The sequence below is a fragment of the Bacillus sp. UNC322MFChir4.1 genome (assembly GCF_000746135.1).
Classification (GTDB): Bacteria; Bacillota; Bacilli; order Bacillales; family Bacillaceae_G; genus Bacillus_A.
In genome coordinates this window covers 40,571-64,117 of record NZ_JQKQ01000022.1, presented here as the reverse complement: position 1 = coordinate 64,117, position 23,547 = coordinate 40,571, and the positions used below count along the sequence as shown (strand labels likewise).

The 23,547-nt window shown below is 38.7% G+C and carries 19 protein-coding genes and 3 tRNA genes; 6 read left to right on the top strand and 16 right to left on the bottom strand.

Features of this window, described 5'->3' with window-relative positions:
• Nucleotides 1–94: 94 nt before the first annotated feature.
• The 6 genes from BR72_RS24950 to BR72_RS09915 form a co-directional block, all read right to left on the bottom strand.
• Nucleotides 95–802 carry a class A sortase gene (locus BR72_RS24950; RefSeq protein WP_051957283.1) on the bottom strand — a complete coding sequence of 236 codons (708 nt, stop codon included), beginning with the start codon at nt 800–802 and terminating at the stop codon, nt 95–97.
• A gap of 81 nt (nt 803–883) precedes the next feature.
• Entirely contained in the window at nt 884–2,095 is a 1,212-nt protein-coding gene (locus tag BR72_RS24945) for an isopeptide-forming domain-containing fimbrial protein (RefSeq protein ID WP_051957282.1), read from the bottom strand.
• A 536-nt stretch (nt 2,096–2,631) separates the two neighbouring features.
• Nucleotides 2,632–3,450 carry a 1,4-dihydroxy-2-naphthoyl-CoA synthase gene (menB, locus tag BR72_RS09930; RefSeq protein ID WP_035432520.1) on the bottom strand — a complete coding sequence of 273 codons (819 nt, stop codon included), beginning with the start codon at nt 3,448–3,450 and terminating at the stop codon, nt 2,632–2,634.
• Complete coding sequence (gene menH, locus BR72_RS09925) at nt 3,447–4,274, bottom strand: 2-succinyl-6-hydroxy-2,4-cyclohexadiene-1-carboxylate synthase (RefSeq protein ID WP_035432518.1); 828 nt, start codon at nt 4,272–4,274, stop codon at nt 3,447–3,449. The genes menB and menH overlap by 4 nt, the downstream gene beginning before the upstream one ends.
• Nucleotides 4,271–6,025 carry a 2-succinyl-5-enolpyruvyl-6-hydroxy-3-cyclohexene-1-carboxylic-acid synthase gene (menD, locus tag BR72_RS09920; protein ID WP_035432516.1) on the bottom strand — a complete coding sequence of 585 codons (1,755 nt, stop codon included), beginning with the start codon at nt 6,023–6,025 and terminating at the stop codon, nt 4,271–4,273. Before menD ends, menH begins: the two co-directional genes overlap by 4 nt.
• Complete coding sequence (locus tag BR72_RS09915; protein ID WP_035432514.1) at nt 6,022–7,416, bottom strand: isochorismate synthase; 1,395 nt, start codon at nt 7,414–7,416, stop codon at nt 6,022–6,024. Before BR72_RS09915 ends, menD begins: the two co-directional genes overlap by 4 nt.
• Nucleotides 7,417–7,641: 225 nt before the next feature.
• On the opposite strand from BR72_RS09915, the gene BR72_RS09910 reads away from it, so the two are divergent.
• Complete coding sequence (locus BR72_RS09910; RefSeq protein WP_035432512.1) at nt 7,642–8,589, top strand: 1,4-dihydroxy-2-naphthoate polyprenyltransferase; 948 nt, start codon at nt 7,642–7,644, stop codon at nt 8,587–8,589.
• Nucleotides 8,590–8,775: 186 nt separating this feature from the next.
• Entirely contained in the window at nt 8,776–9,507 is a 732-nt protein-coding gene (locus BR72_RS09905) for a yteA family sporulation protein (RefSeq protein ID WP_035432510.1), read from the top strand.
• A gap of 437 nt (nt 9,508–9,944) precedes the next feature.
• Here BR72_RS09905 and cspD read toward each other — a convergent pair whose 3' ends face one another.
• Nucleotides 9,945–10,145, bottom strand: coding sequence for a cold-shock protein CspD (gene cspD, locus BR72_RS09900; RefSeq protein ID WP_035432508.1), 201 nt, complete (start codon nt 10,143–10,145; stop codon nt 9,945–9,947).
• 289 nt (nt 10,146–10,434) lie between these two features.
• Here cspD and BR72_RS09895 point away from each other — a divergent pair, with 289 nt between their 5' ends.
• Nucleotides 10,435–11,217, top strand: coding sequence for a TIGR00266 family protein (locus BR72_RS09895; RefSeq protein WP_035432505.1), 783 nt, complete (start codon nt 10,435–10,437; stop codon nt 11,215–11,217).
• A 238-nt stretch (nt 11,218–11,455) separates the two neighbouring features.
• Nucleotides 11,456–12,202: a lipase family protein gene (locus BR72_RS09890; protein WP_035432503.1), complete on the top strand. Its 747-nt coding sequence runs from the start codon at nt 11,456–11,458 to the stop codon at nt 12,200–12,202.
• A gap of 412 nt (nt 12,203–12,614) precedes the next feature.
• Here BR72_RS09890 and BR72_RS09885 read toward each other — a convergent pair whose 3' ends face one another.
• The 6 genes from BR72_RS09885 to BR72_RS09860 all read right to left on the bottom strand — a co-directional run bounded on the left by BR72_RS09885 (nt 12,615) and on the right by BR72_RS09860 (nt 22,182).
• Nucleotides 12,615–14,969 (bottom strand): glycogen/starch/alpha-glucan phosphorylase, encoded by a 2,355-nt coding sequence (locus BR72_RS09885; RefSeq protein WP_371261908.1) that lies wholly within the window; start codon nt 14,967–14,969, stop codon nt 12,615–12,617.
• A gap of 121 nt (nt 14,970–15,090) precedes the next feature.
• Nucleotides 15,091–16,596 (bottom strand): glycogen synthase GlgA, encoded by a 1,506-nt coding sequence (glgA, locus tag BR72_RS09880; RefSeq protein ID WP_035432617.1) that lies wholly within the window; start codon nt 16,594–16,596, stop codon nt 15,091–15,093.
• A gap of 84 nt (nt 16,597–16,680) precedes the next feature.
• The gene (locus BR72_RS09875; RefSeq protein WP_035432500.1) at nt 16,681–17,709 is read right to left on the bottom strand and encodes a GlgC family sugar phosphate nucleotidyltransferase; all 1,029 of its coding nucleotides are present in this window, start codon (nt 17,707–17,709) and stop codon (nt 16,681–16,683) included.
• Between the two features lie 193 nt (nt 17,710–17,902).
• Nucleotides 17,903–19,033: a glucose-1-phosphate adenylyltransferase gene (locus BR72_RS09870; RefSeq protein ID WP_035432498.1), complete on the bottom strand. Its 1,131-nt coding sequence runs from the start codon at nt 19,031–19,033 to the stop codon at nt 17,903–17,905.
• The gene (glgB, locus tag BR72_RS09865; protein ID WP_035432615.1) at nt 18,981–20,888 is read right to left on the bottom strand and encodes a 1,4-alpha-glucan branching protein GlgB; all 1,908 of its coding nucleotides are present in this window, start codon (nt 20,886–20,888) and stop codon (nt 18,981–18,983) included. Before glgB ends, BR72_RS09870 begins: the two co-directional genes overlap by 53 nt.
• Nucleotides 20,889–21,237: 349 nt before the next feature.
• Nucleotides 21,238–22,182: an L-lactate dehydrogenase gene (locus tag BR72_RS09860; protein ID WP_035432495.1), complete on the bottom strand. Its 945-nt coding sequence runs from the start codon at nt 22,180–22,182 to the stop codon at nt 21,238–21,240.
• Nucleotides 22,183–22,520: 338 nt separating this feature from the next.
• On the opposite strand from BR72_RS09860, the gene BR72_RS09855 reads away from it, so the two are divergent.
• Nucleotides 22,521–22,745, top strand: coding sequence for a hypothetical protein (locus BR72_RS09855; protein WP_035432613.1), 225 nt, complete (start codon nt 22,521–22,523; stop codon nt 22,743–22,745).
• A gap of 91 nt (nt 22,746–22,836) precedes the next feature.
• Nucleotides 22,837–23,136, top strand: a complete 300-nt coding sequence (locus tag BR72_RS09850) for a hypothetical protein (protein WP_035432493.1) — start codon at nt 22,837–22,839, stop codon at nt 23,134–23,136.
• Nucleotides 23,137–23,238: 102 nt separating this feature from the next.
• Here the strand turns inward: BR72_RS09850 and BR72_RS09845 are convergent.
• The 3 genes from BR72_RS09845 to BR72_RS09835 form a co-directional block, all read right to left on the bottom strand.
• A tRNA-Glu gene (locus BR72_RS09845) sits at nt 23,239–23,310 on the bottom strand.
• Nucleotides 23,311–23,316: 6 nt separating this feature from the next.
• Nucleotides 23,317–23,407 (bottom strand) — tRNA-Ser (locus tag BR72_RS09840).
• An 8-nt stretch (nt 23,408–23,415) separates the two neighbouring features.
• Nucleotides 23,416–23,490: transfer RNA gene (locus BR72_RS09835), tRNA-Asn, on the bottom strand.
• Nucleotides 23,491–23,547: the final 57 nt, after the last annotated feature.

The following is a 23,547-nucleotide window of genomic DNA, read 5'->3' as shown; positions in this document are numbered from 1 at the left end:
ACACGCTTTGAAGATAGATTTTTCTTGCTCAGTTTCCGATAAGTGAAAATTATATTGAGAACTATAGCAAAACATAACTAAATTATTGAAACTCTCAATAACTTGTTAGTTGAGACCTAACTTTCCCATCTACCTCTTCTAGCTTTTTCTTTGATTCTAATACCCCTTTTACTACTAATCTTGTTTCCCCTTTATCGTCATAACAACTTATCAACGTTACTTCATTTAGCCCATTCTTATCATCCATTACATGTGTTTCTTTTGGAGAAATAACATCTTTTGAAGTTGTTTTATACGTATATACATACTCCTTATCTGTTACATATATTAAATCTCCTTTATCCATATTTCTTGTAGGTGTAAATAATAACTCTTTATTTCTCATACTATGACTACCAAGTACATAGTTTCCCACACCCATTGTCATATTTGGTTTTAAAGTACCTGCACCTAGCATCATTGTCTCATAATTTGTACCGTATAAAATGGGGAGTTTAATATGTACATTCGGAATGTAAATCAACCCGATAATCAGATTTGTATCTAATTTACTTTTTACAGAATTAAAATCCAACTCGTCTACGCTTTGTACACTATCGTAATCAAAAGCATTTACCTTTTTACTTGAACTGTCTAAGTTCTCTTTTATCTCATTTGTAGTTATTTTGTTATAGTTTTCTTCATACGATTTTTCTAGTTGTTTAGGGATTACATAATAATTAAAAAGAGGTTGGTACACAATCAAACCAATACCAGTTACAAAGATTAATCCAATTAACACATATAAGAATTTTTTTCTCATATTAACTCTCCTATTAAAATATAGTTCACCTGTAATAAAGAAACCTTCATACTTATGCATGAAGGTTTCTTTATTACTATATTAAGTATTCTTCCTACGTCTTACAATAAAGAATGAAACTAATGCCCCACATACTAACAATGTACCAATAAGAGTAACTGTTAAATTATTAGTTTGATTCATCTTAGGAATTTCTTTTTGTGGTTGCTTAGGCTCTTGCTTAGAAGATTCTTCTTTAGTAGATTCCTCTTTTTTAGGTTCTTCTTTAGTAGATTCCTCTTTTTTAGGTTCTTCTTTAGCAGGTTCTTCTTTAGTAGGTTCCTCTTTTTTAGGTTCTTCTTTAGTAGGTTCTTCTTTAGTAGGGATTACCGTTACAACATTAGAATCTGCCGAAGCGTTATCGTTTAATTGAATAGTTGCTTTGCTACTTATAATTTCAATAGGTGCGTTTTCGTTAATCTTGGATGTAACTACAACTTTAATCTCTTTACCTTTGATAACTTCTAATTGCTCACGAGTTAATTTTAATGTTACCAACTGTTTATTAACATTAGCTTTTAATTCTGATTCTTTTCCATCAACAAGTACTTTTGTACCTACAATTGTTAAATTGCTATCTAATGTATCAGAAAGAGTTAAAGACTTATATCCCTCTAAGTTTTCTGGTACTACTGTTTTTAAATTGTAATTAAACTCTTTACCTTTTGCAATTTCTAAATGGTCTTTACCCTCAACATCTTTTGTTACTTTAGGGGGTACAGGTTCAGAAGAAACCTTAAACGATATATCATTAGCAAAAGCTAAATTTTCTTCTGTGTCTGACTGTAATGTTGCACTTAGATTTACTGTATAACCGATAGGTGCACGGTTAAAAAAATTAAACTTGACAGGAATCGTTAATTTAGTATCATTAGGTACTTTTGATAGTGAAATAATCGCTACCCTTTTACCGTTTTTTACAAAACCTTTTACGTCAGTAATATAACCTTGATGTTTTGGAATCTCAATAAGATGAGCGTTAACATCCGCTAACTCTAATCTAACTTTGTAGTCTAGAGCAACACCAGCATTAGGGGCTCCTTTAATTTCTACGTTCATATTATAAGTAACTTGTTCATCTCTTTTGAACTCTACTTTTGGAGTTCCATCTGGGTTCTTAATTACATACTCTTGATTAATCTTAGAACCATTTACATTATCGTTACCAGCACCTAAAGTTACCATTGGTTGCATAAACGCGGTTAACGAGATAAGAAATGCTACGACTAATGACAATAACTTCTTCTTTTTCAATACGACAACCCCTTTTACTTATTGCAATTTTTTGAAATTAATTGATTATATTATAACAATAATTATAAAACCTTGAGAAGAGATATTTACTTTTTTGTATATTTTTATCACATATTGTTGTTTTTTCCATTTAGACATGTGAATAAAGAAATAGGGCAACACCTCTAAATTGAGCGCTTGAAAAGTAGAGCTTACCGCCCACGAATAGCAGGATAAAAAATGATTTTGGGAACTGTAGCTACTATGCAAAAAAGAGACTTAATGAAAATTCATCAAGTCTCTTTTTGCGTTTTTATCTTATCCAGCTACAGCGGCTAGAATCTCCAGTCGTTTCGCACCCTCGGACGAGGCAAAAAGCGCCTCTCTGTCGGGTACTCCAACGCCCTGCGATTCTGAGCGAGCACTTTCGCTTTTATCCTATCCAGCTGCGCCTCCTAGACCCTTCCGTCTAAGAACCTCCCCCGCGAGAAGACAAAAAGCGCCTTCTGCGGGAGAGAACCTTAGCCAACGGGTCTAAACAGTCGGCTCCGCTTTCATCACGGAAAACGAGGGAATTGTCCAAAGTCCGGACTGCGTTTTTCTTTGAACGCATCGCGGCCTTCTTTTGCTTCGTCTGTTGTGTAGTATAGTAGCGTTGCATCGCCAGCTAGTTGCTGAATACCTGCAAGGCCGTCTGTGTCTGCATTAAATGCAGCTTTTAAGAAGCGAAGTGCCATTGGGCTGTTTGCTAAAATTTCTTCTGCCCACTTCACAGTTTCTTCTTCTAGTTGTTCTAATGGTACAACTGTGTTAATTAAGCCCATATCAAGCGCTTCTTGTGCGTTGTATTGACGGCATAGGTACCAAATTTCGCGAGCTTTTTTATGACCAACCATACGAGCTAAATAACCAGCGCCGTATCCTCCGTCAAAGCTTCCTACTTTTGGACCTGTTTGGCCAAATACTGCGTTCTCTGCTGCGATTGTTAAATCACATACGATGTGAAGTACATGTCCGCCGCCGATTGCATAACCTGCTACCATTGCGATAACTGGTTTTGGAATTGCGCGAATTAAGCGTTGTAAGTCTAATACGTTTAGGCGTGGAATTTGATCTTCCCCAACGTATCCACCATGGCCGCGAACTTTTTGGTCGCCGCCAGAACAGAATGCACGTCCACCTTCACCTGTTAAAATAATAACGCCAACATTTTGGTCATCGCGTGCATGTGCAAACGCATCGATTAACTCCATTACCGTTTTTGGACGGAATGCATTATGTACTTCAGGACGGTTAATCGAAATCTTTGCGATTCCATTGTATGTGGAGTAAATAATATCTTCGTAATTGCCTTCTTTTACCCATTCAATCGTCATGTATTTCTACCTCCTTTTATGTTTTGCAAAAAGCCCATTACTATTGTATCAAACTTTTGCGGTTGTTCCACATGAATTGCATGGCCAGATCCAATAATTTGCACAAATTCAGCATGAGGGATCTGTTTTTTCATCGTTGTTAAAATGTGAAAGAACTTTTCATCATATTCTCCGCTCATGAGTAAGACGGGCATTTGCAAGTGTTCCAGTTCATTCCACCAAGATGGCTGCGCTCCTGTTCCCATACCTCGCAGGCTATTCGCAAGGCCTCTTGGATGATTCGCTAATCTTTCTTCACGTACACTTGCTTGTACATGAAGAGGCAATTTTTTTTGCGTAGCAAAGAGCGGAATGTTTTCCCACTTTTCAACAAACGCCGCTACGCCTTCATGTTCAATCTTGTTTGCAAGCAGTTCATCCTTCTGTCTGCGCTCTTTACGTTCTTCTTCCGTTACAAGTCCTGCTGTGCAGTTTTCTAATAAAAGCGACGAGATGCGCTTTGGATATAAACAAGCAAGCGTAAGTGCCAGACGTCCCCCCATAGAATACCCTAACAAATGTGCTTTCTCAATTTGTAAATGATCAAGCACCGCAATGAGATGCGCAGCTACCGTTTCGATATGATAGTGCTGAACTTCTTTTGGACTGTCTGTTTTACCGTGCCCGATAAGATCAACTAAAATAACTTGAAACTGCTCGCTCCACGCCGGAACAAACGAACGCCACGTTTCCATACTGCCAGTGAAGCCATGAAGGACAAGAAGCGGCTCGCCGCTTCCGATCACTTCATATTCATAAGAAACTCCATGTACATGTACTTTCAATTTTCTTCACCTTGCAATGCTTGTGAAACAACTACTGCTGCTTTTGCCATCATGTCACGGTGAAGCTGCAAGTTTTCTTCACGATCTGTTTTTATTTCAATAACGTGTAGTCCCTTTTCTCTCGTCCCTTTGTTCACCTCGTGACGAAAAGCTTCCCACGTATGGACACGCTCGAATGAACCATTATACATTTTCACGACATGTTCATAATCAAGTCCGAGCGGCGTGCCAAATAGCGCTTCAAAATGTTCTTTTTGTTCATACTGTGGTAAAAATGAGAAAATACCGCCGCCATCATTATTTACAACAACAATCGTCGCATGTAAATCATGCAGTTTCGCCGCTAATAATCCGTTTAAGTCATGGTAAAATGATAAATCTCCTACAACTAATACGAGCGGCTTGCGAGCTACACTTACGCCAAGCGCTGTTGAAACAATGCCGTCAATACCGTTTACGCCGCGATTAGCTACTACTTCAATATTCTTCTCATTTGTGAAGAAAAACGTATCTGTATCGCGAATTGGCATACTGTTACTTACAAATAAAGTTGCTTCCTCCGGCAAAACATCTACAAGTTCTGTAATGACTTTTCCTTCAAAAGCATGCTCATACGATTTTATATCCGCAAGCTTTTCTTTTACTACGGCATTCATATGCTGCCACATATGGAGCCATTCTCGCTTGCTTTGCTGCTTCGTACCATTTACAAGTTGCTCACAAAATGCAGCGTCATTTGCATACACAACTTCTGTGGATATAAGCGCTGGATCTCGCCAGTTTCCGGATTCGTCAACGACAATGTGCAGTGCTCCCGTTTGCTTTTTCAAATACTGCATAAGTGCTTTGGAAACCGGCATACCGCCGAAGCGAATAATTACATCGGGCTTCCAGCTATCACGAAGCCTTTCATTTCGTAAAAAAGTATCATAGCAATCGATAATCGTCTCTTTATCATGAAGACCGCTGCGAAGACCAGAAAGCGGATCTGCAACAATTGGATAACCGTATGCTTTTGAAAACGCCACGACAGCTTCGGCAATATCCGGATGACTATCATCTCCACATATAATAAGCCCCTTTTCCATATGCGAAAGGCGCTCTCGTAAAGATGCTGCATATTCATCCGTCACCGCTATTGTGCCTTGATGAACAGTTGCTCCGTATTCTCCGCGGCCTTTTTCCCATAATTCCTCTAAAGAAAAGTCAGGAATTAGCGGCTCACGAAGTGGAAAGTTTACATGAACAGGTCCTTTTGGCGTTTGCAACGCCCCTGCTACTGCTCGCCCAGCTGTCATCCGTGCATACCGATACATTGGTTCTGCTGCTTCTGGAAGTGCCATTTCGATAAATTGTTTTGCAAACGAACCGAACAAATGAAATTGATTCATCGCTTGCGGTGCCCCAATATCTCGTAATTCATGCGGACGATCCGCTGTCAACACGAGAAGTGGCACCCGCGAATGAAATGCTTCGCATACAGCGGGATAATAGTTTGCTGCCGCTGTTCCTGACGTACATAACAAGGCAACAGGACGTTTTTTTGCCTTGGCAATGCCAAGCGCAAAAAAGGCCGCTGATCTTTCATCTACGTGTAAATATGTGCGAATTTGTTCATGCTGCGCCATTAATAAGGCAAGCGGAGTTGACCGCGAACCAGGGCTAATGACGATATCCTCTACATGAAGGCGCGCCAATTCATCAACAAACGCGCCTAAGTAATATGATAATGCTTCTATATGATTGCTCATCTAGATAGTCCCTCCAAAGCAGAAAGCATCGGCTTAAATTTCAATCTTGTTTCTTCATACTCTAAATGCGGCTTCGAATCGATGACAATACCGCAGCCGGAAAATAATGAAACATGTTTGCCAGACAATAACCCGCAGCGAAGTGCTACCGCAAACTCACCGTTCCCTTGCTCATCAATCCAGCCAATTGGTCCTCCGTATAAACCACGGTCTAACAGCTCTACTTCACGAATCAGTTTTAAAGCTTCTTCTCGCGGCGTTCCCCCAAGAGCTGGTGTTGGATGAAGCTCTTCAACAATCGACAGCAAATCACCGTTTCCCTTTGCCTCTACTGATGTATATAAATGAAGTAAATTTTTCGTCTTCAATAAACTCGGTTCATATGGAATTTCAACGGTTTCACAATGCTTTGTTAACACACTGCGAATCATGTTTACTACATAACTATGCTCTGCTAAATTTTTTTCATCATTCAAAAGTTCATATCCATTCTCTTTCGTTTCCTCTTCTGAAGCACCTCGTCCAATCGAACCGGCAAGACACATAGATGTATATATTTCTCCCTCTTTACGAAGAAGCCTCTCTGGCGTTGCTCCTAAGAAACACGTTCCTTTATAATCAAAGGCAAATACATAACAATCCGGTTGTCCCATGCGAAGTGCTGCCAAAACAGAAGTCGAATCCACATCTTTATCCATAACAAGTTGCATTTCCCGAGCTAATACAACTTTTTGAACAGCTCCTCGCTTCATTTCTTCCTGCACTTGTTCAATTGCTTTAAGCCATTGTTTCGGTTCTATCTCTACTTTTGAAAGAATGGTTACATGTTCTTCTGCGGAAGAATGCTTGCTTTGCTGTAACAACTGCTTCTCAGCACTTTGCAATTCCTCGTAAATCTGCTTTGCACAATCATTTCCAGATACGAAACGGTTTACTGTTAACCAAGCTTTTTCATTCTTTACTGTTAATAAAAAGGCTGGTAATTGCAGCGTCGTATCGTCAAACGCATTCCATAAATCTGTTCTTTCTTTTCGCGGGTCAAAAGAAAAACCACCAAATAAAAGTGGGCCTGTTCCAAATTCATAAGCACCGCGGTGAATGACTGCTTCTCCTTTCACCTTCTGCCACTCTTCACGAGCGTTTTGAAAGCGCTTTTCAGAAGAATTTGCTATAGTAAAAGCAGAACCTACTCCAGCGAAAATAACATGCTGCGCTGGGTCTGCAAAGTAACATCTATCTTTATATCCAAATTGTGTTCCTGCTGCATAAAAAAGGAGTGGATCAATCCATTCCACTTGCTTTACAACACTAACGAGTACTTGCTCTTCAGCTGCACGCTGAATTGCAGTCAGAATCACATCTTTGACATCATGTTGTTTCGTTTGAATCACAGAATCTCCCCCCTATGGGCGAAAAATAGTCATAAATACGCTTGATTTTAAGATACACCTCAAATGAAAGGTGTGTCAATGTTTAGCATTTCTGAGAGAATCCGAGCACATTCCTAGAAAATAAACATTGACACTATATGAGGCATTTCCTACACTTAATTGTGGGCTTTACCCATTGTTAGAACTTATTTTATTTTATCCGATAGACAGATAGGAGGATTCCATATGGAAACAAAAGTTGAGACGAACTCCTCTCCCGTGCAGCCAAGTAAACAAACAGGCTGGCGTATTTGGTGGAGCTTATTACGTCCTCATACATTAACAGCAGCTTTTGTTCCTGTTTTTATTGGAACAACTTATGCGATGCAAGTTGAAGGCATTAATAAAATAAATGTACCTCTTTTCCTTATCATGCTTCTTGCTTGCCTTCTCATACAAGCAGCAACAAACATGTTTAATGAATACTTCGATTACAAAAGAGGACTCGATCATGAAGGATCTGTTGGGATTGGCGGTGCAATCGTTCGCGATGGCATTCAGCCGAAAACAGTATTGAACTTAGCGTTCGGATTCTTTGGCATTGCGATTTTATTAGGAGTTTACATTTGTATGAACTCTAGTTGGTGGCTCGCAGCGATTGGCCTTATTTGTATGGCTGTTGCCTATTTATATACTGGAGGGCCACTTCCAATTGCCTATACACCTTTTGGTGAATTAACAGCAGGTTTATTTATGGGTGTTATTATTATTGGAATTTCATTCTTTATTCAAACCGGAATCGTAACATCAGAGGTTGTATTACTGTCCATTCCAAATGCAATTTTAATCGGGGCCATTTTACTTGCGAATAATATTCGCGATTTAGATGGCGACAAAGAAAACGGTAGAAGAACATTAGCTATTTTAGTTGGACGAAACAATGCAATCGGCGTATTAGCATCTATGTTCATCATTTCTTATATATGGACGATCGCTCTTATTCTTGTCGGAATTGCCTCACCGTGGATGCTTGTCGTCTTTTTAAGCGCTCCAAAAGCGTTTAAAGCAGCGAAGGGATTCGTCGGAAAGAGCATTCCAATGGAAATGGCACCTGCAATGATTGCTACCGCAAAAACGAATACAATTTTTGGATTTTTAATGGGGATTGGAGTATTACTCGGATATTTCCTATAAGAAAAGCGCGAGTGCGAGAGCACTTGCGTTTTTTTATTGCGCATGTATGTCATATGTTGTCGAAGCGTCTTTATACTGTGTCAAAAGGTCTTTATCTTGTATAAAAGCGCCGATATATTAGCGTAATAATTCCCGCAATTGAGCTCATACTACTTAAAGAAACAGAATTGTAGGAAGGTGGATTTTATGCTAACTCCACAACAAATAAATCATTTTCAATCTGCATTGCAAAAGCAAAAAAAAGAGCTAGAACAAACGCTGCAAAATCATGAACATCGCGGGCAAGCATCTGAACGCGATGCAGTTGGCGAACTCTCTGCCTATGATAATCATCCCGGGGATATGGGAACAGAATTGTATGAACGAGAAAAAGACTTAGGATTAGTAGAATTTTGGCATAAACAACTGACAGATGTAAAACACGCTTTGGAAAAAATAGAAGCTGGAACATATGGAACTTGCGAAGTATCAGGCGAACCCATTCCGCTTGAACGTTTAGAAGCAATGCCAACCGCAACGACTTGCATTGAACACACGCATAATAAGCTAATCCTAGGCGCGCGTCCGATTGAAGAAGAACTGATTGAACCGCCTTTTGGTAAATATGATATGGATAGTGCCGTTGGATATGATGCTGAAGATGCTTGGCAAGATGTTGCTTTATATGGAACATCCGAAACACCTGCTGATTTAGAGCGCCGCGACTCTAAAAACTTTAATGAAATGTATGTAGACGCCGAGGAGCCACGCGGATATGTGGAGGATTTTGAAAACTTTATCGGAACAGACATATATGGAAAGAATGTACAAGTATACGCTACAGAAGAACATGAAGAATATGAACAAATGCTAGATGACTACGAAGCAAGAACCTTTAAAGGCGAACTTTCCTCAGACGAGTCCAGTTCAAGGCCATAAAGTGAAACTTTAATCAGTGGGGGTTCTCTTCAGCCCCCACTGATTATTAGTTGAACCAATCGGGCTTTTACGGGCAGTTTATCTCCCACCTAACTTCTTAAGAAAAGCGGAAGCGGCTCGTTCAGAATCGTAGGACGTTGGAGCCCCCGACAGAGAGGCGCTTTTGGCCTCGTCCGAGGGGGCGAAACGACCGAAGATTCTAGCCGCTAGAGCGGGACAATGCTTTCGCTGAATTTTAAGGTGGGAGTATTACTGCCCGTTAATGCGGGATAAAGTGAAACTTGCACCAGGGTGCCCTTTCCCCGATGGTTAGTTAAACCAATCAGGCTCTTACGGGCAGTTTTCCCTTCCCGCTTCTTTCCTACCTTTTACTGCCCGTTAGAGCGGGATAAAAAAAAGAAACATTCCTTATTCAGGAATGTTTCTTTTTGCTGTCATTACTTTTTAGTAACGTTAGCAGCTTGAGGTCCGCGGTTACCTTCAACGATTTCGAAAGAAACTTCTTGACCTTCTTCTAAAGTTTTGAAGCCTTCGCCTTGAATTGCAGAGAAATGTACGAATACATCTTCGCCACCTTCAACTTCGATGAAGCCAAAACCTTTTTCGCCGTTAAACCATTTTACTTTTCCTGTTTGCATTGCATGTACCTCCTAAATAAAAAAGAAATCTATCTATTGGAAACTACATACAACGGTCGAGATAAACATCATGATTTCCTCACAAGCTAATGCTTTGAAACGAACACGCTTTATTTCCGTACCACATTATGCAGCTCAATAGTACTTTTACTATACCATGCCCGAAATAAAACGTCAAACAAAACAGAAATGTCTTATTTGAAAATTAACAAAACTTGTATTTTCTATTTTGAAATCTTTCGGTACAATATAGATGTATTAATACATATTTATTATTTGAGGTGAACTGATGAAAGCACATGAAATTGAATACAAATTATATGGCGATGACATGCAATTTGTTGAAATTGAATTAGATCCAAAGGAAAGCGTAGTTGCTGAAGCCGGCGCTATGATGATGATGGAAGACAATATTGAAATGGAAACTGTATTTGGTGACGGTTCTGCCCAAACAGGTGGATTTTTCGGAAAGCTTGTTGGTGCTGGGAAACGTCTTGTAACAGGTGAAAGCTTGTTTATGACTGTATTTACAAACACAGGATATGAAAAGCGTCACGTCTCATTTGCAGCACCGTACCCTGGGAAAATTATTCCTGTTGATTTAACGAAATATCAAGGAAAAATAATCTGCCAAAAAGATTCTTTCCTCTGCGCTGCCAAAGGTGTTTCTGTCGGTATTGAATTTACAAAGAAAATGGGTAGCGGTTTCTTCGGGGGCGAAGGATTTATTATGCAAAAGCTTGAAGGTGACGGCCTTGCGTTCATGCATGCTGGTGGAACAGTTTATCAGCGTGATTTAAAGCCAGGAGAAAAACTCAAAATTGATACAGGCTGCCTTGTTGCTATGACAAGAGATGTTGACTATGATATTCAATTTGTTGGGAATGTGAAAAGCGCAATCTTCGGCGGCGAAGGTCTATTCTTCGCAACATTACAAGGCCCTGGAACAGTTTGGGTTCAATCCTTAACATTAAGCCGCTTAGCACAGCGCATTGTGGGATCAGGAGCAACTAACTCTGGAGAAGGTAGCATCCTTGGCGGAATCGGCCGCATTCTTGATGGGAACGAATAATCTTGTAACAGAATGAAACATACATCCTCCTCATATATTTATATAGATTCATTCTAATTTTTCAGCATGAAGTCATTGCTATGCAAAACGAAAAGTAACTTACACTCTCTTTGTTTTGTTTGGCATATGGCAAGAAGAGGATCTGACCGTTTCTATGTATGGCCAGATCCTCTCGCTCTCTGCAAATTTTCAATTGATATTTATATAAATTACGCTTCAACATGAGGAGGATTTTTCTATGCCAACTTCCGTATCCTTCCATAAGGATACCGCTGTATTGTTAGCTACTTGCTGTGAATTAACATATGAGCAATATAATCAAAATGGCATTTTTACTATTCCGAAAGGCTTTCGGTATGTCCAAGGCTTTCAAGCAACCGCTATTCAAATGACAGAATGGTTTGGATTCATTTTAGAATCAGACGATCAAATTATTGTAGCCTTTCGCGGAACACAATCAGATCGTGATTGGATTGCTGATTCTATCGTCCAACAAAAACCGTACCCATTTACCGCAAATAGCGGGAACGTTCATAGTGGATTTCTTTCTATTTATGAATCATGCCGAGATACAATTATGGACACCCTCGTTTCCTTGCCTTCCTCAAAAGCCCTTTTCGTTACAGGACATAGTTTAGGAGGAGCTCTTGCCGCTTTGCACATACTAGATGCCCGTGTAAACACTTCATTTCCTCATTACACACTCTACAATTTCGGCTCTCCAAAAGTCGGTGATATCGCCTTTCGAAATTATTATAAAATGCAAGTTGCCAATAGTTTTCGCTTCGTAAATTTATTTGATGTTGTTCCGCTTCTTCCACCCCGTAAAGTACAATTTGAAGAAAATGAATGGGAATATTCCCATACCCATCGCAGTATGACATTTACGAAAAATATGCATTCCTTTATAAAAAACCATCATATTACTACGTACAAAATGGCAATTTCTTCTCATTTCCAGAGAGATACATTGAAAGAATTGTAGTAAACTTTTTATCATATCTGGCGAGAAGACCTCCACCTCAAGCGCGGAACGGTAGGTGGGCGAGAGCAACTGGCCATGCATAGAAGCGATTTATCCCGCTATTCGTGGGCAGTAATACTCCCGCCTCAAAATTCAGCAAAAGCAAAGAAGTTAGGCGGGAGATAAACTGCCCGTAAAAGCCCGATTGGTTCAACTAATAATCAGTGGGGGATGAAGAACCCCCCCACTGATTAAAGTTTCACTTTATATGTTGGAAAATCAAAGTGGGTCTATATTCTATTTCTCTGATAAAGTAAAACGACTTGGAAAATTCCAAGTCGTTTTTTATGCCGAACAACGTCGAAGGGTCTTTAAATCGTGTCGAAGCGCCGATATATCGGTAGGCACTCTCCCTACTGCTGGAAGTTTACCCTTATCTCGCCCTCATCTCTTCTGTAATTCTCCAAATATCATGACTGTACTGCAAAATTGTTCGATCACTTGCAAAATGACCAGATTTTGCAATGTTCATCGTACTTATTTCCAACCATTTTTTTCGATCTTCATATGTTTCTCCAATTTTTTCTTGCATATCTGCATATGGTGCGAAGTCCCGAAGAACAAAATATTCATCGTTCTGAATAAGGAAAGAATCAAAAATGGCTTCAAACTCATCGCCCGCATTTTCAAAAAAGCCATTCGTCAACTGATTAACAACTTTTTGAATACGCATATCATGATGATAATAATCGCTAGCACGATATCCGCCATTTTGGTAATAATGCAGTACTTCCTCAGCCGTTAAGCCAAAAATGAAAATACCATCATTTCCAACTGCCTCTTTAATTTCAACATTCGCACCGTCTAATGTACCTAGCGTTATCGCACCGTTCATCATAAATTTCATATTTCCAGTTCCTGACGCTTCTTTACTTGCCGTTGAAATTTGTTCGCTCACATCTGCGGCTGGAAAAATATCTTCAGCAAGTGAAACGCGATAGTTTTCTAGAAAAATAATTTTCATATATTGTCTAACATACGGATCATCATTTATTTTTCGCGCCAATTCATTTATGAGTTTAATAATTTTTTTTGCATAATAATAACCAGGCGATGCCTTTGCACCAAAAATAAATGTACGCGGATAAAAGGAAAAACTAGAATCTTCTTTTAAACGATTGTACAAATATAAAATATGCAGGACATTTAACAATTGGCGCTTATAAGCGTGCAGACGTTTTACTTGTACGTCAAAAATAGAATACGGATCCACAACAATACCAGTTTGCTTTTCAATCCGTTTCATTAACAATTCTTTTCGCACTTGTTTTACATTGTAAAGCTCAACTAAGAACGCTGTATCGTGTTTATAATTTCCTAAAGCTTGCAGTTGCTCCGTGTCTTTCACCCAATCCGTTCCAATCGTGTCACAAATTAATCTCGATAGTTGCGGATTTGCCTTTAATAACCAGCGCCGATGCGTAATTCCATTTGTCTTATTGTTAAACTTCTCTGGATAAAACTCATAAAACAAACGCATTTCTCGTTGCTTTAATATTTCCGTATGAATTTTCGCAACGCCGTTCACACTATGACTCCCCACAATCGCCAAATGCGCCATTTTCACAAGCCCATGAGCAATGATTGCCATGTTTTCAATGCGGCTCCAATCATACGAATAGCGTTCCCATAACTCATGGCAAAAGCGCTCATTAATTTCTTGTACAATCATATAAATGCGTGGTAATAACGGTTCAAAAATGTGAATTGGCCATTTTTCTAGCGCTTCCGATAAGGTTGTGTGATTTGTATAAGAAATTGTATGTGTTGTAACGTACCACGCATCTTCCCAGCTCATCTTTTCCTCATCAAGCAAAATACGCATTAATTCTGGAATTGCTAAAACTGGATGCGTATCATTAATATGGATGGCAATTTTCTCATGTAGATTACAAAGCGTACCATTTCGTTCCCGGTGCAACCGCACAATATTTTGTAAGCTTGCCGACACAAGAAAATACTGCTGTTTCAAGCGAAGTATTTTCCCTTCATCATGCGTATCATCTGGATATAAGAACTCCGAGACTGCTTCTGTTTCCCGTTTATATTTCAATAAATCCTTGCAGTTTGGCGGAAATGGAACAAGCTCCGCACTCCAAAGGCGTAGCGTATTGACAGTACTTGTCTTATACCCAACAACAGGTACATCATACGGTACAGCCATAATCGTCTCTGTATTGATATGCCGAAACTCAAGACGCTCACCAGACTGAAATGTGTCAACTTGTCCCCAAAAACTAACTTCCACTGCTTGGTCATGTCTTCGCACTTCCCAAACATTCCCGTGCCGCAGCCATTGCTCCGGCAACTCAATTTGATAACCATCCACAATTTTTTGATCAAACAAACCGTGCTTATAGCGAATCCCGCACCCGTGCCCTGGTAAATTTAATGAAGCAAGTGAATCAAGAAAACAGGCTGCTAAACGGCCGAGGCCGCCATTTCCAAGTCCAGCATCCGCTTCCATTTCTTCAAGATCTTGCAAATAAATTCCCAGCTCTTCTAATCCTCGTTCACATACATCGCGTATTCCTAAATTTAATATATTACTTCCTAACAAACGCCCTAATAAAAACTCAATAGATAAGTAATATACTTGCTTCTGATTATCTGTTCGATACCGTTCATTCGTCCCAATCCAGCGCTGACTAATATATTCACGTACCATATGACCGAGCGTATTATATTGATCTTGCACAGTTGAATCTTTAAAACTTTTTCCATACATTGTTTCTAGCTTTTCTAAAAACGCAGCTTTAAAATTCTCTGTGTTCGAGAACAACTTTCTCACCTCTTCCAAAGTGAAACTTCCAGTAATGGTTTCTCCACTGCTGGTTAGCTCTATCCTACTACTTGATAACAGAAAGAATTGGTTGCTTATGATTACTCTTCTTTTCTTCCTTCTTAGCTGGTGGTTCTTGATTGATAGTAGACAAGCTTTCATATAGCTCCTTATACTTCTCAGCAGACTGCTTCCAGCTATAATCCTCTGTCATCGCACGTCTCATAAGAGACTGCCATACTTTTTTGTCGTGATAATAATGCAGGGCACGCTGCACTGTATGCAGCATATCGTGCGCATTAAAGTTCGTAAAACTAAAACCATTTCCTTCATTTGTAGCTTCATTATACGATTGAACGGTATCATTTAAACCGCCAGTTTCCCGCACAATTGGAATCGTACCGTACATAAGAGCAATAAGTTGCCCAAGACCGCACGGTTCAAATAAAGATGGCATTAAAAATAAATCGGAGCCGGCATATATTTGATGTGCCAGTTCTTCATGAAACCCGACATATACTTTCACTTTATCTGGGTAATCATATGCCATTTGTTCAAAAAACTGCTCATATTCTTTATCACCCGATCCAAGCACAATAAACTGCACATCTTCTTGCATCATTTCATGAAAAACATGGCGTACTAAATCTAATCCTTTTTGCTTCGTTAAACGTGTAACCATTGCAATAATTGGTGCATCTTCTTTTTCTGGTAATCCAAAATAACGCTGCAAAGCGCGTTTATTCTTTCTTTTTTTATAAAGCGAATTTGCATCATACATTGCCGCTATCGCTTGATCATTCTGTGGGTTGTACAACACATCATCAATTCCATTTACAATCCCAACAAGTTTATCGTTATATTTGCGCAATAAACCATCTAGCTTCTCTCCGAAAAACGAATATTGAATTTCTTCTTTATATGTCGGACTTACCGCTGTAATGATATCAGAAGCAATAATTCCGCCCTTCATAAAGTTAATGTTGCCGTAAAACTCAAGTTGTTCACTATGAAAATACTCATCACCAAGCTCTAACAAATCATGCATAACAACGCGCGGGAACACACCTTGAAACTGCAAATTATGAATCGTAAAAACAGTCTTTATCTTTTCATATAATGGCTGCTCACGATATTTTTCTCGCAATAAAAAGTTTGCCATCGCTGTATGCCAATCGTGGCAATGCAGAACATCTACTTCAAAGTCTAAATGCGGAATACATTCTAATACAGCCTTTGAGAAAAATGAAAAACGTTCGCCATCATCATAATGACCATATATGGAATCACGTTTAAAGTAATACTCATTGTCGATAAAGTAATACGTAATTCCTTCCTGTTTCATTTTCAAAATACCGCAATATTGATTACGCCAACCAAGCTGAACCGTAATCACTTTATGAAGCACACATTTTTTTCTTATATGCTTCGGAATTAAACTATAATATGGAAGCATAACACGCACGTTCATCCCAAGCTTTTGTAATGCCTTCGGAAGCGCCCCGGCTACATCTGCTAATCCGCCCGACTTAATAAATGGTACGCACTCTGATACTGCAAATAAAATATTCACTGTAATTGTCTCTCCGCAATAGCTAAGCATAGGTAAAACATTTCCCTATGCCGCATATGCAGATTCCTCCTCTCAATTCTTATCTTAATGAATTGTTACATTACTACTTTGAGTCTTTCCTTTCTCTACAACCACTGGATCACTTGCATCTGTTAATATTGTTCCATCCTCAATCTTTACATCTTTATCAAGGATGACACCATCTAGTATACAATTCTCTCCAATTTGACTCTTTTGCATAATAACACTATTACGAACGATAGAACCTTTTCCAATCTTTACAGAACGAAAGACAACGCTACTTTCTACTTCCCCTTCAATAATGCTGCCGTTAGCTATCATCGCATTATGTACACTTGCCTCTTTTCCGTACCTTGTTGGCGGCTCATCCTTTACTTTCGTAAAAATTGGCGCCTCTTTTTTAAAGAGTTGCTTCCAAATGTGCGGCTGCAGTATCTCTAAACTATGTTTATAATAACTCTCAATTGAATCTATGACTGCCACATAACCAGTATGCTCATAACTTTCCATACGCAATGAAGTGTTTCGTTTTTCTTTGACAATGTCAAGTAAGCTATAATAGCCCGTCTCTTGATACGTCTCAAACAAATGTAGCAATAACTCCTTCTTTAGTATATATGTCTGAAGCGACTGACCACGGTGACATACTTCCGTAATATGTGCGTTTGTATATAAATGACGTTCTAATACAGATTGGAAATCAAGCGCTGTGACAACATGACTGTTTGTAATGACCACATATTCTTGCTTACTACGTAAAAAGTAGTCAATATGTCTGCTAAAATGTGCAAATGATCCAAACTCATCTTGAGCACATTGACAATTTGGAGGAAATAAAAATAAGCCGTCGCGTTTTCGATCTAAATCCCACTGTTTCCCAGAACCGAGATGATCCATGAGCGAACGATTTTTATGACTTGTGAAAATAGCTACACTATGAATATGAGAATTTACCATATTCGAAAGCATAAAATCTATTAAACGGTAACGTCCACCAAACGGCAATGCCGCCACCGAACGATGATTCGTTACTTGCTGCAATGATGGGAAATTCTCTGTCGCATTAATAATTCCTAACATTGATTCTCTCACTCATCTCATCCCCTTTTCGTCACGCTCTAACAGAAAGTAAAATAACCGTCCATAAAAAATTAAATTGTTTCCAATAACCATTTATATATAAATCCGTTGTGACCGCTACTACACACGGCCAGACGCTCTTGCTCCCCTAAAAAGAAAGGGGGGGTATCAAGTCTTTTTTCACTTGTACAGCAAACATCTCACCTTACATTTCCTCTGCAATTAACACAACATCTTCTATATTTTTCTCCGGCCGAATAATTGTCCCATCTTGAATAACCATTCCTGGTCCAACAATAGCCCGCTCAATCACAACATTCTTTCCAACCTTAGCATCTGGCATAATAACGGAATCGACAATTCGGCTTCCTTCCTCTACAATTACTCCTTGAAACAATACAGAATGCTGCACATTCCCTTCAACAACACAGCCTTCATTAATTAACGATTCTTCCACTTCCGCTGATGGTGCAATATATTGCGGCGGCTGATTCGGATTTACAGAACAAATTCTCCAATCAAGATCATATAAATTAAGCGATGAATCTTCCTGAAGCAAATCCATATTTGCCTCCCATAAGCTCTTCACTGTTCCAACATCTTTCCAATACCCGCTAAATGGGTATGCAACAAGTTTTTTATCTTCATCTAGTAAAAGTGGGATCACATCTTTCCCAAAGTCATTACTAGATTCCGGATTTCTTGCATCCATTTCTAAATACTCTTTTAAAATAGCCCAATTAAAAATATAAATTCCCATTGAAGCTAGGTTGCTTTTTGGAAATTGCGGCTTTTCTTCAAATTCAACAATCTCCATCGCCTCATTCGTATTCATAATGCCAAAGCGGCTCGCTTCATCCCAAGGCACTTCAATAACAGAAATAGAGACATCTGCCTCTCTTTCTATGTGATAATCAAGCATTTTGGCATAGTCCATCTTATAAATATGATCTCCAGACAAAATGAGAACATGTTCTGGATCATACTGCTTTAAATAGTTTAAATTTTGATAAATGGCACTTGCCGTTCCTGTATACCACTTCACACCTGAAGACTCTGCATAAGGAGGCAGTACAGTAACTCCTCCATTTACACGGTCTAAATCCCATGCATCTCCAATACCGATATAGCTATGCAGCTCTAACGGCTGATATTGTGTTAAAATCCCGACTGTTTCGATACCAGAGTTCGCACAGTTACTTAATGTAAAATCAATAATGCGATATTTCCCCCCAAATGGAACAGCTGGCTTAGCTAAATTTTTTGTTAATGCACTTAGACGACTACCTTTTCCTCCTGCTAATAACATTGCTACGCACTTCTGCTTTTGAACCATCTTGTTTACTACTCCCCTTTCGTGTTTTCACTGGTCGTAAAATTGATATTCCAAATGGTGGTATTGTCATTTCGACATGTGCAAGCTGATTATGATAAGGTTCCATAATCGCCTTTAATCGCTTCTTATTCATTTTTCCTGAACCGCCATATGTAGAACTATCGCTATTTAAAATTTCGTTATAATAACGAAATGCTGGTACACCAATTTTATAGCTTTCATACACCGCGCTCGTAAAATTACAAACGATAACGAGAAGATCCTCTTCTCTTTCGCCTTGTCGAATAAATGAAAAAACACTTTGTTCACGATTATCTGCGTCAATCCACTGAAATCCTTTCGGTGTATGGTCAAGCTGCCAAAGCGGCTTGGAGCGCTTATACAATGCTATGAGCTCCTTGAAATAATCATGCATACAATTATGCATCTCAAAGTCATGTAAACTCCAATCTAAGTCTTCAAGGTCTTTCCATTCATCAAATTGTCCAAACTCGCCACCCATAAAGAGAAGCTTCTTCCCTGGATGTGTAAATAAATAGCCGTACAATAAACGAAGCTGCGCAAATTTGGACCAATAATCACCCGGCATTTTATTTAACAGCGACTTCTTCCCATGTACAACCTCATCATGCGATAAAGGTAAAATAAAGTTCTCAGAATACGCGTACAGCAGCGAAAATGTTACTTTGTCATGAATATATTTCCGATACTCCGGCGCGCATTCCATATATTTTAAAATGTCATTCATCCAGCCCATATTCCACTTATAATTAAAGCCAAGTCCACCTTCATACGTCGGTGCTGTTACAAGCGGCCATGCTGTTGAATCTTCTGCAGTCATTAAGAAAGTAGGATCTTCTTTAAATACAGCTTCATTTAACTGTTGCAAGAACGCCACCGCATGTTCATTGCTTTCCTGCCCCCCACTTCGCTCCCAATACAACATATTCGCAACCGCATCTACCCGAAAACCGTCAATATGATAAAACCTCATCCAAAACAGCGCATTTGAAATAAGAAAATTTCGCACTTCTTGTTTTCCTAAATCAAAATTCACCGTCCCCCATACACGGTTTTCTTGCACATCAAGATCTTTATATTCATACGTCGGTTCTCCATCAAACAAATAAAGCCCATGAGCATCTTTACAAAAATGTCCCGGTACCCAATCTAAAATGACACCGATCCCATATTTGTGACATTCATCGACAAAATACATAAAATCTTGTGGCGTTCCGTATCTACTAGTCGGCGCATAATATCCCGTTCCTTGATATCCCCAAGAGCGGTCATATGGATGTTCAACGAGCGGCATAATTTCCACATGAGTAAATTGATGCTCCGCTACATATGGAATAAGTTCATCTGCCATTTCTCTATAAGAAAAAAAAGACCCATCTTCTTTCCTTTTCCACGAACCAAAGTGAAGTTCATAAATGGCTATTGCTTCGTTATAGATGGACTTTCGTTTCTTTTTTTGGAACCACTTCTGATCTTTCCATTCATATCCTTTTATATCGTAAACAACGGATGCCGTATTGGGCCGAACTTCAGCACACATTGCATACGGATCTGCTTTTAAAAGCGTATGCCCTTCTCGTGTTTGAATGGCATACTTGTATAATTCCTGCTGAGAAATATTCGGTATAAATAAAGACCAAATCCCTTTCTCAGTCACTCGTATCATTTCATGTATCTCGCAATTCCACTCATTAAAATCTCCCACAATACTCACAGCTTGTGCATGAGGTGCCCATACGGAAAAACGTGTACCTTCCATTCCATTTTCCATCGTCAAATGAGCACCAAGAATCTCGTAGCTATCATAAAACTTTTCTTCATGGAACAATAACATGTCTTTCACATTACATTTCGTCTCAATCACTATGTTCACCTCACATGATGACAGAATTTTAAATACGTTATTACTATTCTTCAGTAAATTGAAATATCCTTGCGATTTTATAAAAAAACATTCGTTTATTTATAGAAATCTGCGATAATTTCATGAAATTTAACCGAAAAATATCGAATTTTGGCGAATATTCATTGTAAACGCTTTATTTTAGAATAATTTTTTAGTGGGGAAGAAAAAGATCTACTGCTCTATTTTGTTATTACTTTCCATTCAAATAAAACATAAAAAAACCCCTTCCGGCAAAAAGGATATAGGGGAGGCCGGAAAGGGATTTATACAATTTGAATTATAGTACTGGTGCCATAGTTTCTTTTAACACTTTTATAGAATGATCAAATTTCAATTCTTCTTCTGCATTTAATTCAAGCTCTACAATTTCTCGAACACCTTGACGGTTGATAACTGCTGGAACACCTATGTAAACATCTTGTTGTCCATATTGCCCTTCAAGATATGCAGATACTGTCAATACGCTGTTCTCGTTGTTTAGGATCGCTTTCGTTACACGTAATAGTGCCATACCGATACCGTAGTAAGTTGAGCCTTTACGTTGAATAATATGATAAGCAGCATCTCGAACATTTACAAAGATTTCATCTAAATCACTTTGGTTGTACTTTTCATTGTTCGCTAAGATTGTTTCTAGCTTTTGTACGCCGATCGTAGCATGGCTCCATACAGGAAGCTCTGTGTCACCATGTTCACCAATGATATACGCATGCACATTACGTGGGTCTACCTCTAAGTACTCACCTAGCATATAACGCAAACGAGCAGAGTCTAGAGTTGTACCAGAACCAATTACGCGCTCTTTTGGTAATCCAGATTCTTTCCAAGTTACATAAGTTAAAATATCCACTGGGTTAGTTGCAACTAAGAAAATACCATCAAATCCACTATCCATAATACCGCGAACGATTTGTTTATAAATTTTTGTATTCTTCTCAACTAAATCTAAGCGAGTTTCACCTGGCTTTTGTGGTAATCCAGCAGTGATAACAACAAGATCTGCATCTTTACAATCTGCATAGCTACCTTTCCAAACTTTTGTTGGAGCTGGCGCAAATGGAACCGCATGGCTTAAATCCATCGCTTCGCCTTCTGCTTTTGCTTCGTTTACATCAACAAGAACAAACTCTTCAACTACACCTTGGTTAATCATAGAATATGCATAGCTACAGCCTACAGCTCCTGTTCCTACTAATACTACGCGGTTAATACCTTTTTTCATGGTAAAATCCCCTCTCTATTTTCCAATCTCATTATTATCATTGTCATTTAAGTTAATAATTAAAATACTATTTTTATGTTGTTTATCTTGTTTACATTCATATTGTAGCACGATTACTTGTGAATGTATTCACATTTTTTTGACCTATTTGTGAATTATTTCACAGATAGGGGAAAGTTATTGTATCAAATGTGGAATCCATCTCAATTTCATCTATACACGCCTAATTTCACATACTATTCCCTTCAAAACTGTATATAATTTGTCCACACCTTTTTTCAGCTTAGAAATATATTATATATTGAATTAAAAATTTATTTTGAAAGGCGTTGATTGATATAAATAAGCATACAAAATGCGTCTGTGAGCAACTCGAAACTTTACAGCCTGGTACAGAAGTAGATATTTTTCTAAATGGAAACTTTATAGATGATGTTACTTTTGTTAATTTTAATCCTCAGAACTTTTGTGCAACGTTTGTAGATACAGAAGGAGATGAAGCAGGCGGCGTAATCCTTATAGATTGCCGCGATATTCAAGCGCTTCGAATTGAGGCAAGCTAGTTGATAAAAGAGAGCTTTTTTGAAGCTCTCTTTTATCATTTCAACATATAGTTCCATCCGAAATATACAAAAGAAAAAGAGGGAAAGAACCATGTCAATTTTCATAAACCATATTGCTAGCCCTAAAATATTTAACCCAAATTTAGTAAAGGATACAGATATACAATCTTTATATATAAAAAATAAAGAAAAATATTTTGAAGATATTTGTTACCTTTTAAACACCTTTCAGTTAGGAAAAAAAGTAAACGAAATTATAATTAATGGCGTGCCATTAACCGTTTCAAATTTTGCAGGGTTTCACTTTAGCACAGGTCTTGCTACATTTCTAAATAATAGTGGGCGCATTGTCCTCGTTAATTGCGAACGCATTGATGCAATTGTACTTTAACATTATTATTTATGAGAAAGTGAAAGTAAGATCGAGGATACATTATTAATCACTACAAGACAAATAAAAAAAGAGATAGCATCACATGCTATCTCTTTAGTATGACCCGTACGGGATTCGAACCCGTGTTACCGCCGTGAAAGGGCGGTGTCTTAACCACTTGACCAACGGGCCAATTTCTGGCAGAGAAGAAGGGATTCGAACCCTCGCACCGCGTAAGCGATCTACTCCCTTAGCAGGGGAGCCCCTTGAGCCACTTGGGTACTTCTCTATATTATATGGCTCCGCAGGTAGGACTCGAACCTACGACCGATCGGTTAACAGCCGATAGCTCTACCACTGAGCTACTGCGGAATATTTAAGACAATTTATATCTTATAAAAATTCATTTTCTAAGTCAAGTGCTTCCTA